This is a genomic window from Cellulophaga lytica DSM 7489 (genome assembly GCF_000190595.1).
Taxonomy (GTDB): Bacteria; Bacteroidota; Bacteroidia; order Flavobacteriales; family Flavobacteriaceae; genus Cellulophaga; species Cellulophaga lytica.
Genome location: NC_015167.1, coordinates 3459222 through 3472521 on the forward strand (window position 1 = coordinate 3459222; position 13300 = coordinate 3472521).

Sequence of the window (13300 nt, forward strand, 5' to 3'; positions counted from 1 at the left end):
AAATTATTAGATCGTTACATTCTAACAAAGTTTCTTTTTAACTTTTTCAGTTCGTTTGCAATATTGATGTTAATCTTCATATTTCAAACGATCTGGTTGTATATAGGAGACTTAGCAGGTAAAGGATTAGACCTAGAAATTATAGGTAAGTTTATTTTTTACTTTATGCCAAGTTTAATAGACAAAGTATTGCCTTTAACGGTAGTACTTTCCTCTATTTTAACCTTTGGTACACTAGCAGAAAATTATGAATTTGCCGCTATGAAAGCCTCTGGTATTTCTTTACAGCGTGCAATGCGTACAATAATAATTTTTGTTTTGTTCCTTGGTGTTGTTGCCTTCTTTTTTGCAAACAACGTTGCCCCTGCTGCAGCTCATAAAATTTACAACCTTAAACGTAATATTGGTAATGTAAAACCAGCTGCAATTATAGCAGAAGGTATTTTTAGTGATTTTGAAGGAATGAATATTAAAGTTGATAAAAAGTCTGGTGAAAACGACCGCTTTTTAGAAAACATTATTATCCACAAAAAATCTAACAATGTTATTAGTAATGTTGTTATTAAAGCAAAAAAAGGAGAATTAGTTAGTAGTGAAGATTCTGATATTGTACAACTTATACTTAAAGATGGTAATTATTATGAAGACGTACAATCTAAAAATAGTAAAACCAAACTAAAAGTACCTTTTGCTAAAGCTAAGTTTAATGAGTATATCATTAACATACAGCTTACAGATATGAGCGATCAGGATTTAGAAGAAGACCGTAATGTAGATACTGAAAAAATGAAAAAAGTATCTAGACTTATTGTTGATATAGACTCTATAAGAAACGACAATATAAAAACCATAAAAGCTTTTTCTAAAAATATATCTATTAGAGCAGGTGCTTTTAAATCTGATTACGGTTACAAAAAGCCAAAACCTATGTTAGATGAAGCTTCTAAAAAAGAAACTCCAAACAACAAACAAAAAGAGGTTGTAAAAGATACAGTTACCTACACAGGAGACATTGCTAGTTTATATAATGAGTCTATGCAATTGCAATTGTACAGCTCAGCACATAGTGCAACTACCAATGTTTTAAGTTCTGTTTCTGCAAGAAAAAAAGAGTTAGACATAAAATATCAGCGTTACAACATACATATTTTAGCCCTGCATAGTAAATATGCTTTGGCTTTTTCTTGTATCATTTTATTTTTTGTTGGTGCGCCTTTGGGTGCAATTATTAGAAAAGGCGGTATGGGGTTACCAATGGTAATTGCCATTATACTTTTCTTGGCCTACTACTTTTTAGGAGTATTTGTGGGCAACTCTGCTAAAGTTGGCAAAATACCACCTGCACTAGCTGCTTGGATACCTACACTGGTTATGCTACCACTAGGTGTATTTTTAACTATAAGAGCAACAAATGATAAAGGCTTAATTACTTTTGGCGATATCATTTACCTAATAAAAAAACAGTTTACTAAAAATTCCAAGACTAAAACTAATGGAAAATAAAATACAGTTAAATACAATTGAAGAAGCAATAGAAGACATCCGTAAAGGAAAGGTTATTATTGTTGTTGATGATGAAGACAGAGAAAATGAAGGTGATTTTGTAGCTGCTGCAGAAGCTGTAACACCAGAAATGATAAACTTTATGGCCACTCACGGTCGTGGTTTAATTTGTGCTCCTTTAACAGAAGGTCGTTGTAAAGAGTTAGGTTTACACGTAATGGTAACCAACAACACAGACCCTATGGAAACTGCTTTTACCGTTTCTGTAGATTTAAAAGGAAAAGGTGTTACTACAGGAATCTCTGCAGGAGATAGAGCTGCAACAGTTAAAGCATTTACAGAAAATGAAACTAAAGCACAAGATTTAGCAAGACCAGGACATATTTTTCCGTTAATTGCCAAAGAAGGTGGAGTTTTACGTAGAACAGGGCATACAGAAGCTGCAATTGATTTTGCTCGTTTAGCAGGATTTAAACCTGCTGGTGTTATTGTTGAAATAATGAATGAAGATGGCTCTATGGCCCGTTTACCTCAATTGATAGACGTTGCCAAAAAGTTTGATTTAAAAGTTGTTTCTATTGAAGCTCTTATTGCTTACAGAATGGAGCACGACAGCCTTATTGAAAAGAAAGAGCAATTTACAATTGAAACTCGTTTTGGAGAGTTTAGACTGCACGCTTACCAACAAACTACTAACGACCAAGTACATATTGCACTTACCAAAGGTAGCTGGAATAAGGATGAACAAATACTTACGCGTATAAATTCTACCTTAGTAAATAATGATATTTTAGGTACGCTTACCAATAATCCTGATCAGAAATTAGAGGATATGTTTGCAGCAATTAATAAAGAAGGTAAGGGAGCTATGGTTTTTATTAATCAAGAATCTCAATCTCTTAATTTATTAAACAGATTATCTCAACTTAAAAAATTACAAGGAAACGGCTTAGTAAAAGCCCCTAAAGTAGATATGGATAGTAGAGATTTTGGTGTTGGTGCACAAATTTTACACGATTTAAATATTAGTAAAGTAAAACTACTAACAAATACTACACAGTCTAGACGTGTGGGTATTGTTGGTTATGGTTTAGAAATTATAGATTACGTTAAGTATTAATTAACTTAACCACTACAAATAAAAAATCCCTTAAAACTAAGTTTTAAGGGATTTTTCTATTTTTAATAATCTGTAATAAATTATAATACAGATTTTATAGCTTTAACCATATTAGCAGCTCTTTGCTCTACCTCTTCTTCGGTCCATCCTAATTTAACCAAACAAGAAATTGTTCTACTAATCCATTGGTCTGACTTAGAAAAGTCTGACTTGCTATAGTCTGGCAATTGTTCTTTAACTTCATTTGGTAATTTACCTAAAGAAGTTAAGTTAGTTAAGTGAGCCCATTTTTTGTAATAATGCCAGTTATTAGCATACCAGTAAAAACAAGCGTCAACACTGTGTTCACCTAAAGCTTTGTGTGCTTTTCTTGTCTGTTCTTCTGTTGGTAAAAATATAGATAAGAAAGAGTAATTTTCTTCACCACCTTCTGGTACTGCTCTAAACGTTACTTCTGGTATTGTAGACAATGCATTGCGTAAAATAGTATATGTTTTTTTCTGTATTGCAATAAACTCATCTAATCTTTGCACCTGAGCTACACCAACAGCAGCGTGTAATTCTGATATTCTGTAGTTGTATCCTAAAAACGGGTGATCTTCTGCTCCCCTATCTTTTCCAATATGATCATGACCATGATCTGAATAATGATCAGCATTTTTGTAATACTGCTCATTGTTAGTAATTACAGCACCACCTTCACCACAAGTTATTGTTTTTACATAATCAAAAGAAAAACAACCTAAATCTCCATAACTACCTAAAGGTTTACCTTCATACGTACCACCAATTGCTTGGCAAGCATCTTCTAATAACAATAAATTGTGCTTATCACAAATGGCTTTTAAAGCACTTAAATTAGCCATAGAACCACACATATGTACAGGCATAACTACCTTTGTTTTTGGTGTAATTGCTTTTTTTACCGCTTCTGGATCTAGTGTTAATGTATCATCTACATCTACTAAAATAGGTACAGCACCTAAAGCTAAAATAGACTCAAAACTAGCAACAAATGTAAAAGTTGGCATAATAACTTCATCACCAGCACCAATACCTGCACTAGCCAACGCAACAGTTAATGCTGCTGTACCACTACTAACTAATTGTGCGTAACCTACTTCCATTCTTTTTGTTAAGGCTTCTTCTAGTTCTAATGCTTTCCATTGGTCACCACGCATACCGTCAAAACCATAACGCATTAAAACACCTGAGTCTAGTACTTTTTGTACTTCTGCTCTTTCCTTATCTCCAAAAAATTCAAATCCTGGCATATTGTATATTTTTCTTGTTTTTTATTCTTTCTAATGCTATTAAAACAATAGCTTTAATTGATTTGTAAAGTTAGCAATTTTAGGCAATTTCTATCACACTTTCTACAGTCTCTTTACGTACTTTTTTAAAGGTTGCAAACACATCATCATCTGCCCTAATACCTATTGGCATAGTTAATACAGATGCTAAATTTAATTTTTGTAATCCTAAAAGTTTATCGTACTCGGCAGGAATAAAACCTTCCATTGGGCAAGCATCTATTTCTGTAGCTGCACAAACGGTTAACAAATTACCTAAAATAAGATAGGCCTGGTTGGTTGCCCACTGCGCTACTTCATCACTAGTTTTTTTACTAAAACTACCAATTAATTGCTGTTTAAACGGATCTAAAATATCATTACTAGTGCCTCTAACCTGCTGTACACGTTTAAAGTAGTTGGCAATATAATCTGCATTTATAGTAGTTTCTCTGCACAATACCAAAACGTGAGACGCCTGTGCTACTTGTTGTTGATTGTATGAGCTTACCGCCAATTGTTGCTGCAATGCTTTATTTTTAACAACTACCATTTTTATTGGCTGTAAACCGTAAGATGTAGCTGTTAAATTAAAAGCCTCTTTAATTGCCTCTATTTTAGCATCTGGTAGTACAATATTTTCATTAAATTTTTTAACAGCGTAACGCCATTCTAACTTTTTAATAATCTCCATTTTTCATCTATTGCATTAAAAAAACCAAAGTTTAACAGCCATAACAATAATCATTAGCATTAAAAACTTTTTTATAAAACCATCACCTTTAGCTACAGATACTCTACTTGCTACCCAAGCACCAGAGCCATTACCAATAGCTAAAACAAGGCCTATTTCCCAAATTATTTTATCGTAGTAAATAAACACCGCTAGCGCAGCTAACGTATAAATTAAAACTACTGCTACTTTTGTTGCGTTTGCACGTACCAGCGTCATATGATTAGCATAATGCAAAAACAAAATAATAATAAAACCTAAGCCTGCGTTAATAAAACCACCATAAACACCAAAAAAGAAAAAAGCAATTATACCTATCCATAAATGCTTGCCTGTTATACGTTCTTGTATGTCTTCAGCCTTTAATTTTGGTTTAAATATTATAATTAACAATACAACTATCATTACAATAGCTAGTATTTTATTAAAAGTTTCTCCGCTTACTTCTACTGCTATATTTGCCCCAACAATAGAGCCCAACATTGCAGATATGCCTAGGTAAATATTAAACGGAAATGTACTTACACCCTTACTTTTAAATCCTGCTACGCCTAACATTGACTGTATTGCTATAGCTACTCTATTGGTACCATTAGCAACACTTGGCGGTATACCAAAAAAGATTAAAACCCCTAATGAAAGTAGTGAACCACCACCGGCTACTGTATTAATAAAACCTACAATAAAGCCTACTGCTATTAATAATAGGTAATGATACCATTGATCCATAGCGTACAAAAATACGGTTTTATGGTGTTTTTATATAGATTTTGCATAATTAGTGATTTAAAATTATAAAAATAACCCCACTCAACACATTACCGTACAACAATTTTATATGCAATTTTACTATGTAACCAACTAACTATCAATTGTTTTGCATTTAAGTATAATTATACTATTGCATCAATGTTGCATTAAAGCAAAATAATAATATATTTGCACTTTAATTAACAAAACTAAGTTGCAACAACAAAAAACTGTAACGGTTATTAATGAAAATATATCAGTTTAAAAATAGTATTACATATGTGTTGCTTGCTTTTTTTATTGTCATAAAAATTGCAGGACTACATTCTATATCTCATATTAATGAGCATACTGTAGATGGTGACCATCATGAATGTACTATTTGTGATTATATAAATACCCATAACACTATACCCGTTGTACCTACACAGGAAGCATATACTAAAACCTGTATTACAACTTACAATCCTGTAAAAAAAATACAAGTAAGCTATAACAATCAGTATTTTAAAACAGAAAGTAACACACTACTATTCTCTAGGCCTCCTCCTCTTTTTAGCCTCACATAAACCTTTATTGTTTGGTATTTAGGTGTAATAAAAATTAAATTACATACAGAATTGATTCTACATTATTTGCCTTAATACCAAACAACTACAAAAAAGTGTATACCCTTATTGTCTACAAGGCTTGTACACTAAACATTATTAAAATTATATAACAGCTAATTATGCTTTATAAAATGCTGAGTATATGCTTATTTATTAGCGTATGCTCTATTGCAACTGCACAAAATTCTTTTAAAATTAAAGGAATTGTGCTAGATGCCAACACTTTACAACCTGTAGAAGGTGCTAATATTATTGGAGATCACCTATTTGCAGTTTCTTCTTCTAAAGGTGAATTTACCATAGAAGATAATAAAAAACAAGCTAGTTCTTTTACCGTATCTCACGTTGGTTACAGCACAAAAGAGTTTACTGTTATCCCTAAAAATACACAGGAACGCATTAAAATTTACTTAAAAGAAACTTCTACTGTTTTAAACGAGGTTAAAGTTGTTGGTACTTACCATAATAAAGACAAAGAAACACCTATGGTTACGCAAACGGTTACCAAAAAGTTTCTTAACAATAACAGAGAAAACAGCTTAATGCAAACATTGAGTAAAATACCTGGCATAAGCACTATAAACATTGGCTCCGGACAAAGCAAACCTGTTATAAGAGGACTTGGTTTTAATAGAGTTGCGGTTGTACAAAACGGAATAAAACACGAAGCACAACAATGGGGCAATGATCACGGATTAGAGATAGACCAACAAGGAATTGAAAATATACAAATTATAAAAGGTCCGGCTTCATTACTTTTTGGATCAGATGCTATTGCTGGTGTGGTTCATATTCAACCAAATAAAGTCCCATTACAAAATTCTTTTAATGGCGAAGTAAATATTCTTGGAGAAAGTAATAACGACTTATTGGGCATTTCAGCAGGTATATCAGCTAGAAAAGAAAAATGGTTTTACCGTACTAGAGTAACGTACAGAGATTATGGTGACTATAAAGTACCTACAACTAAAATTAACTATGAAAATTACGTTTTTGAGCTTCACAATAATAATTTAAGAAACACTGCCGGCAGAGAAGCTAACGCTAGTGTTAGTATTGGCTACGTAGACAATACCATAAAAACGGAAACACTATTTAGTAATGTAAATGCTAAAAACGGATTTTTTGCAAATGCACATGGCTTAGAAGTTAGAACGTCTAAAATAGATTATGATACCTCTAACAGAGACATAGATCTTCCGTACCATAATGTAAATCATTTTAAAATTAGCAATAATACTACGGTAAACACCGGTAATCACGTATTGCATTTTGATCTTGGTTTTCAAAATAATAAAAGAGAAGAACACTCAGAGCCTATTCCGCATGGGTATATGCCCAAGCCGCCAAATACTAAAGAACGTGTTTTTACTAAAAACACCTACTCTTTAAATGCCAGAGATGCATTTAATATTAACAACAAGCATAATGTTGTTGTGGGTGTAAATTTAGAGCACCAAAAAAATACTATTGGTGGTTGGGGATTTTTAATTCCGGAATATAGCCGTTTTACTGCTGGTGCTTTTGGCTACAATCAATATAAAATAAATAAAAACTGGCACATTTTAGCTGGTGCTAGGTATGATTATGGCGTTCTTAAGACTAACGCTTATAACGATTGGTTTAGATCTACTGTAAAAAATGAAGATAATACCACTTCTCAGGTATACTTGCAAAGAGCAAAAAACAAAACACTAGATTTTAAAAATATAAGCGCTTCATTTGGTGTTAGTCACATTAAAAACAACACCACGTACAAAGTAAACTTAGGCAAAAGTTTTAGAATGCCACTTGCTAACGAGTTGGCTTCAGACGGTGTAAACTACCACATGTATAGGTTTGAGAAAGGTAATCTTGACCTAAAACCAGAGGTTGCTTATCAACTAGACCTAGATATAAATCACACTAAAAAACAGTTTAGTTTAGGCATTAGTCCTTTTCTTAATTTATTTGAGAACTACATCTATTTAAATCCTACCTCTAATTATTTTGAAACCTTACAAATTTACGAATACACACAAAGTAAAGTTTTTAGAATTGGTGGCGAACTTAGTGCTAGCACTACTGTTATTAAAAACCTAGAGTTGACAGCATCTGCAGAATATGTGTACTCCAGACAAACAAGCGGATTAAAAAAAGACTTTACACTTCCGTTTTCGCCTCCTTTATCTGGACTCTTTTCTGCGAGCTATAAAATTAAAGATTTTTCAGTTTTTAAAACACCTGCAATTAACGCGGACTATAGAATTACTGCTGCACAAGAAGATATTGTACCACCAGAGCAAACAACAGACGGTTACAATGTGCTACATATGTCATTTACATCAAAATTAGACATTTTTAAAAATAGTGCACCTATAGATGTACGGCTAAAATTAAACAACGTATTCAATACCACATATTACAATCACACTAGTTTTTATAGGCTGATAGACGTTCCTGAAGCTGGTAGAAACATTTCGGTGTCATTAACAATTCCATTTAAATAAATATAAACAACAATTAAAATTAAAAACAATGAGAACAAACATTAAAATGTCCAACTTTAAACTTTTAGCAATAGTTGCTTTTCTAGGACTCTTTTTACAATCATGTAGTAGTGATGATGACAGTAACTCTTTAAACGCGCCAATTATTACTGATTTTGAGTATGGTGAAGGTGGTGATCATTCTACAGAACAATACGTTTATAAAGGATCTGACATTCATTTAGAAGCAAAAATTAATGCTGAAGCTACAGTAAAAAGTATTTCTATTAGCATTCATGCACACGACTTAGAAATAGGTGAAGATGAAGTTGACTGGGATTTTGAAAAAGTATTTACAGATGAAAAATACCTAGCAATAAACCCTACTTTTCACGAACATGTAGATGTACCTGCAAACATACCTGCTGGTGAGTACCATATAGAGTTGGTAGTTACAGATGAAGAAGGTAATAGTACAGAAATTGAAGGCCATATAGATGTTAAAGATCCTATTACTTTAGGTGAAATGTCTATTGATGAAAGCGTTGCTAGAGGAACAGATTTTCACGCAGAATTTATGATTAATGCTGTTAATGGCATACATAATATAACTGTAGATATTCATGCTCACGGACTTACTTTAAAAGACGGTGAAGTAGAATGGGATTTTGAAAAAGAATATTTAGAAAAGTACCATGAGAAAACTGAAGCAGAATTTCATGAACATATAGATGTACCTGCAACTGCACCTGCTGGTGAATACCATATGGTTTTTACTGTTGAAGATGAAGACGGTAACACCAAAAAATACGATACACATATTGATGTAACTGAGTAATAAAAAATACCGCATAGAGTAAAACACGCTATGCGGTTTTAAAATTCTTAAAAATGAAAATTACACTTAAATACGTCTTCTTTTTATCGTTGCTTGCTATTATTACTTCTTGTTCTAGTGATGACAGCAATGATAAGGATGAAGAAAAACCAACAATTAGTATTAATTATACTCAAGGTTTTCCACAGCCTTGTACGCTACTAAAAAAAGGAGAAACCTATAACTTTAGAGCGCAGGTTACAGATAATAAAGCTTTAGCTTCTTATAGCTTAGATATGCATCATAATTTTGATCATCACACCCATGATGATCAAGAAGGAGAGTGTAATTTATACCCTGTAAAACAAGCCGTAAACCCGTTTATTTATATGGAGAATTTTACCGTTCCAGAAGGTTCTACCAGTTATGAAATAAACGTAAGTTTAACAATTCCGGATGATATTGATACGGGTGATTATCATTGTGCTTATTCCGTTACAGATAAAACAGGATGGCAATCTAGAACATCTATAGACATAAAAATAGTAGATTAGTTTTGCTATAAATTGCTACTCAACTGCTTGTTAATTAAGTTAAAAATAGACGGTTTCTTTTTTTTGCATTCCAGTTGCATTATTTTTGTGGTATGGGAGTGATTAGAAAAACAAAATCGGTTAAAATTTTACTTGATGAATTTGATAAGAGTTCAGCGGCTATTTCTGTAACTGCTTTAATAGAACGTTTTAGCTCTAAAATGAATAAAACCACTATTTATCGTGTTTTAGACAAGCTTGAAGACGATGGCTATTTGCATTCTTTTTTAGGTAAAAACGGTCACAAATGGTACGCAAAATGCAACGGATGCTCATCTAGCAATCATTCAGATGCCCACCCTCATTTTCAATGTTCTAACTGTGGTAAGGTAGATTGCCTGCCTGCAGATGTTGTAATACCTAAAATTCCTAACAGAATTGTAGATGTTTCACAAGTACTGTTACAAGGTAAGTGTGAGCAGTGTTACTCATAAACAATTAATGTACTTAAAGTATATAAAAGAGGTAATTGTGATTATCTCTTTTTTTTGTTTTTATAAGTAGGTAGTAAATAAAACAATATTACTTATCCAAATGGTGCAACTCGTGTTAGTTTTACTTCTGTTTTCTTAAAAGTTGATTATGATACTGCACAAAGTGTGATTGAGTACATTATAATTACCTTTATTATTTAAACAAAGGTAATTTTTTGGTATATTTACCCTCGTTAAGACAACGCAAGTAATATTTACCCTTGTTTAAAATGGCGAAATTTTAAAAAAATATACCTTATAACAGTCTACCGCTATTACCACCTAAAACAACTTTAGAAACTACTAAAGTTTACCAATCTATATATTCTATATTTAGTTTGTATGCACTACATTAGTATACTACAATCATTAAAAGCAGAAATAATATGGGATTATTTTCATTCTTTAATAGTAAAAAGAAAGAAGAAAAAAAAGGTTTTGAATTTGTTACAGATTTTAAAAAACACTTGATAGACAACTTACTTCTTGTTAATCTACCAGTGGATTGGATACCTTATGATAGCGATAGGTTTAGAGCAAAAACAGATGATGGAATGTTACAAATGTCTCTTGTAAACTATCAGAATAATGGAAAAAACACTATCGAAATAAATAGTCAATTTTTTAAGGAATTAAAATTGGACTTGTATGATAATTTTGTAACCGAAGGTGAATATGAAGCTTATGATGACTTAAAAGTAACAGATTCATTCATAACCAAAAGTTTTAAGGTTGATGAAGAAACTCAATATTACTATACAACTGCCAAACACGTACACGGAAGGTTAATTATTACAGATATAATTGTTAGAGAAATTGGTACCTACAACAAAAAAATGCAACCATTACTCCAAGTAATAGGTAGTTCTATTGCTATAAAATAACTCTAGATTTACTTGATAACCAGAAAAAAGTTTTTTGTTTTAAATAGTTTTTACATTTACTAACTAAGCCAATCATAAATATTACCCACCAACTAATGAATCAAAATTTAGAAAATACCTATAACTTATCTAGCAGAAAAAGACGAATAGTAGCATTTATTATTGATCACTATATATTTTCATTTCTAATTACAAGTATTACTTTTTTATCTCTTGGATCAGACTTTATAAACGAAACTAATTTTAGTAATATTTTGTCTAAAATGTTACCAGTAATGGGTATTGGTTTATTTCTATATTTTTCAAAAGACGCTATAAAAGGCATTAGTCCAGGTAAATGGATTATGGGAATTATGGTTCGTGATGAAAATAACTCGTCTAATGTTCCTTCTTTTGGCAGATTATTTATTAGAAACTTATATTTAATTATTTGGCCTGTAGAATTTATAGTTCTTGCGACCAATCAACATAAAAAAAGATTAGGAGATAAAACGGCAAAAGCTATTGTAGTTAAAAACCCTAACAAACCAGCAAAACTACCTAGAATACTAGCATTAGTAGTAGCAGGATTTACATTTTTTATAGTTGTATTTTTCTTTGTTGGCTCTGTAATGAAAAATTCTGACGCTTATAAGATTGCTATTATTGAAATTGAAAAAAATGAAAAAATACAATCTGAAACTGGAGGTATTAAAGACTATGGTATAATGCCTACAGGAAGCATTAATATCACTAACGGCAATGGCGAAGCTCTACTATCAATAAAAGTAATTGGTAATGATAAAGATGTTAATGTAGATGTTTACCTAATAAAAGAGGGCAATGGTGAATGGGAACTAATAGAGCTTAGTAAACAATAAGAAAACTAATCTATCCCTATTACTGCATTTTGCAAATGCATAAATATTAAAACATTTTGCCTTAAATCAATAAGAGGATTCACTGCGTGCATCCCAGATAAGTATCCTTGGCAAGCATAAAACCTTAACAAACTACGTTTGTAGGTTTTTGTTTTTTAAACTACTTCTGAAATACAAACAAAAGGGATTACTACTCTATCCCTATTACCGCATTTTACAAATACATAAATATTAAAACATTTTACAAATGCCTAAATCTTAAATCAATAAGAAGGATTCACTGCGTGCATCCCAGGTAAGTATCCTTGGCAAGCATAAAACCCTAACAAACTACGTTTGTAGGTTTTTGTTTTTTAAAACTACTTCTGAAAATAAATTTTCAGCGTAGTTTTAAAAAACAAAAACCCGTAACTTTCGTTACGGGTTTCTTTTGCGGAGAAAGAGGGATTCGAACCCCCGGAGGTGTGACCCTCAACAGTTTTCAAGACTGCCGCATTCGACCACTCTGCCATTTCTCCAAGTGTCTCATAAGGTATTCCCTTAATGCGGGTGCAAATATAAGAACCTTTTTTTATTCTATAAAACTATTTTATGCTTTTTTCTGTAATTTTTATTGCTGTATTAGATAACTCTTTGTTTCTTAAAAAATTAGACGCTAAAAAAAATTACAAATTAACTTCTTGGTTTGCCAAGTTGCCTATCATATAAAACAATACTGCCCGCAACTGCTACATTTAAGCTTAAGGTAGATTTAAATTTTACTAAAAAGTGCGACTCCTCTATAGCTTCTTTGCTTAATCCGTGATCCTCTGCTCCTAACAGGTACACACAGCGTCTAGGATGCTCAAAGGTTTCTAAATCTACCGCAGTATCATCTAGCTCTACTCCTACTATTCTAGTGCCAACTGGTATGTTATTTTTAAAATCATTAAACGTATTGTAGTGGTAATATGGTATAGATTTTACCGCATTGTGTGTATCACAAGCTTGTTTTGCATACCTGTTGCCTATGGTAAAAATAAAACTAGCCCCTAAGTTTTGAGCTGTACGCCATAAAACACCTAAATTTTCTGGTGTTTTTCCGTTTTGTATGCCTATACCAAAGTATTCATTTACAAAATTATCATTCATACCGCAAAAATATTAAACTTTTGCTATTTTAAACAGCCATTTGGCTAGTTCTACAACTATTACAT

13 protein-coding genes and 1 tRNA gene are annotated in these 13300 nt (G+C 32.1%); 9 read left to right on the plus strand and 5 right to left on the minus strand.

What is annotated here, in order from left to right; genetic code table 11:
- Positions 1–18: 18 nt before the first annotated feature.
- Positions 19–1503, plus strand: coding sequence for an LptF/LptG family permease (locus CELLY_RS15250; RefSeq protein ID WP_409222103.1), 1485 nt, complete (start codon positions 19–21; stop codon positions 1501–1503).
- A complete protein-coding gene (ribB, locus tag CELLY_RS15255; protein WP_013622597.1) occupies positions 1493–2623 on the plus strand; it encodes a 3,4-dihydroxy-2-butanone-4-phosphate synthase in 1131 nt (376 codons plus the stop codon). Before CELLY_RS15250 ends, ribB begins: the two co-directional genes overlap by 11 nt.
- 80 nt (positions 2624–2703) lie before the next feature.
- On the opposite strand, the gene CELLY_RS15260 is transcribed toward ribB, so the two are convergent.
- The 3 genes from CELLY_RS15260 to CELLY_RS15270 form a co-directional block, all read right to left on the minus strand.
- Positions 2704–3897, minus strand: coding sequence for a DegT/DnrJ/EryC1/StrS family aminotransferase (locus tag CELLY_RS15260; RefSeq protein ID WP_013622598.1), 1194 nt, complete (start codon positions 3895–3897; stop codon positions 2704–2706).
- Between the two features lie 79 nt (positions 3898–3976).
- Entirely contained in the window at positions 3977–4609 is a 633-nt protein-coding gene (locus CELLY_RS15265) for a nitroreductase family protein (protein ID WP_013622599.1), read from the minus strand.
- Positions 4610–4624: 15 nt separating this feature from the next.
- Positions 4625–5377, minus strand: a complete 753-nt coding sequence (locus CELLY_RS15270; protein WP_013622600.1) for a sulfite exporter TauE/SafE family protein — start codon at positions 5375–5377, stop codon at positions 4625–4627.
- A gap of 266 nt (positions 5378–5643) precedes the next feature.
- Here CELLY_RS15270 and CELLY_RS15275 point away from each other — a divergent pair, with 266 nt between their 5' ends.
- The 7 genes from CELLY_RS15275 (at position 5644) to CELLY_RS15305 (ending at position 12104) form a co-directional block, all read left to right on the plus strand.
- Positions 5644–5967 carry a hypothetical protein gene (locus CELLY_RS15275; protein ID WP_013622601.1) on the plus strand — a complete coding sequence of 108 codons (324 nt, stop codon included), beginning with the start codon at positions 5644–5646 and terminating at the stop codon, positions 5965–5967.
- Positions 5968–6140: 173 nt separating this feature from the next.
- Positions 6141–8498 carry a TonB-dependent receptor gene (locus CELLY_RS15280; RefSeq protein WP_013622602.1) on the plus strand — a complete coding sequence of 786 codons (2358 nt, stop codon included), beginning with the start codon at positions 6141–6143 and terminating at the stop codon, positions 8496–8498.
- A gap of 28 nt (positions 8499–8526) precedes the next feature.
- Positions 8527–9315, plus strand: coding sequence for a DUF4625 domain-containing protein (locus tag CELLY_RS15285; RefSeq protein ID WP_013622603.1), 789 nt, complete (start codon positions 8527–8529; stop codon positions 9313–9315).
- Between the two features lie 53 nt (positions 9316–9368).
- Entirely contained in the window at positions 9369–9848 is a 480-nt protein-coding gene (locus CELLY_RS15290) for a DUF4625 domain-containing protein (RefSeq protein ID WP_013622604.1), read from the plus strand.
- Positions 9849–9940: 92 nt separating this feature from the next.
- Positions 9941–10321 (plus strand): Fur family transcriptional regulator, encoded by a 381-nt coding sequence (locus CELLY_RS15295; protein WP_013622605.1) that lies wholly within the window; start codon positions 9941–9943, stop codon positions 10319–10321.
- 425 nt (positions 10322–10746) lie between these two features.
- The gene (locus CELLY_RS15300) at positions 10747–11244 is read left to right on the plus strand and encodes a hypothetical protein (RefSeq protein ID WP_013622606.1); all 498 of its coding nucleotides are present in this window, start codon (positions 10747–10749) and stop codon (positions 11242–11244) included.
- A 95-nt stretch (positions 11245–11339) separates the two neighbouring features.
- Positions 11340–12104 carry an RDD family protein gene (locus CELLY_RS15305; RefSeq protein WP_013622607.1) on the plus strand — a complete coding sequence of 255 codons (765 nt, stop codon included), beginning with the start codon at positions 11340–11342 and terminating at the stop codon, positions 12102–12104.
- A gap of 433 nt (positions 12105–12537) precedes the next feature.
- Here CELLY_RS15305 and CELLY_RS15310 read toward each other — a convergent pair.
- A tRNA-Ser gene (locus tag CELLY_RS15310) sits at positions 12538–12622 on the minus strand.
- A 154-nt stretch (positions 12623–12776) separates the two neighbouring features.
- Positions 12777–13235 (minus strand): RNA methyltransferase, encoded by a 459-nt coding sequence (locus tag CELLY_RS15315; protein WP_013622609.1) that lies wholly within the window; start codon positions 13233–13235, stop codon positions 12777–12779.
- Positions 13236–13300 lie beyond the last annotated feature (65 nt).

What these genes read in the sequence shown, in the direction of transcription:
- ribB (WP_013622597.1), top strand. Translation starts at nt 1,493, where the DNA reads ATGGAAAATAAAATACAGTTAAATACAATTGAAGAAGCAATAGAAGAC.
- CELLY_RS15260 (WP_013622598.1), bottom strand. Translation starts at nt 3,897, where the DNA reads ATGCCAGGATTTGAATTTTTTGGAGATAAGGAAAGAGCAGAAGTACAA.
- CELLY_RS15265 (WP_013622599.1), bottom strand. Translation starts at nt 4,609, where the DNA reads ATGGAGATTATTAAAAAGTTAGAATGGCGTTACGCTGTTAAAAAATTT.
- CELLY_RS15270 (WP_013622600.1), bottom strand. Translation starts at nt 5,377, where the DNA reads ATGGATCAATGGTATCATTACCTATTATTAATAGCAGTAGGCTTTATT.
- CELLY_RS15275 (WP_013622601.1), top strand. Translation starts at nt 5,644, where the DNA reads ATGAAAATATATCAGTTTAAAAATAGTATTACATATGTGTTGCTTGCT.
- CELLY_RS15280 (WP_013622602.1), top strand. Translation starts at nt 6,141, where the DNA reads ATGCTGAGTATATGCTTATTTATTAGCGTATGCTCTATTGCAACTGCA.
- CELLY_RS15285 (WP_013622603.1), top strand. Translation starts at nt 8,527, where the DNA reads ATGAGAACAAACATTAAAATGTCCAACTTTAAACTTTTAGCAATAGTT.
- CELLY_RS15290 (WP_013622604.1), top strand. Translation starts at nt 9,369, where the DNA reads ATGAAAATTACACTTAAATACGTCTTCTTTTTATCGTTGCTTGCTATT.
- CELLY_RS15295 (WP_013622605.1), top strand. Translation starts at nt 9,941, where the DNA reads ATGGGAGTGATTAGAAAAACAAAATCGGTTAAAATTTTACTTGATGAA.
- CELLY_RS15300 (WP_013622606.1), top strand. Translation starts at nt 10,747, where the DNA reads ATGGGATTATTTTCATTCTTTAATAGTAAAAAGAAAGAAGAAAAAAAA.
- CELLY_RS15305 (WP_013622607.1), top strand. Translation starts at nt 11,340, where the DNA reads ATGAATCAAAATTTAGAAAATACCTATAACTTATCTAGCAGAAAAAGA.
- CELLY_RS15315 (WP_013622609.1), bottom strand. Translation starts at nt 13,235, where the DNA reads ATGAATGATAATTTTGTAAATGAATACTTTGGTATAGGCATACAAAAC.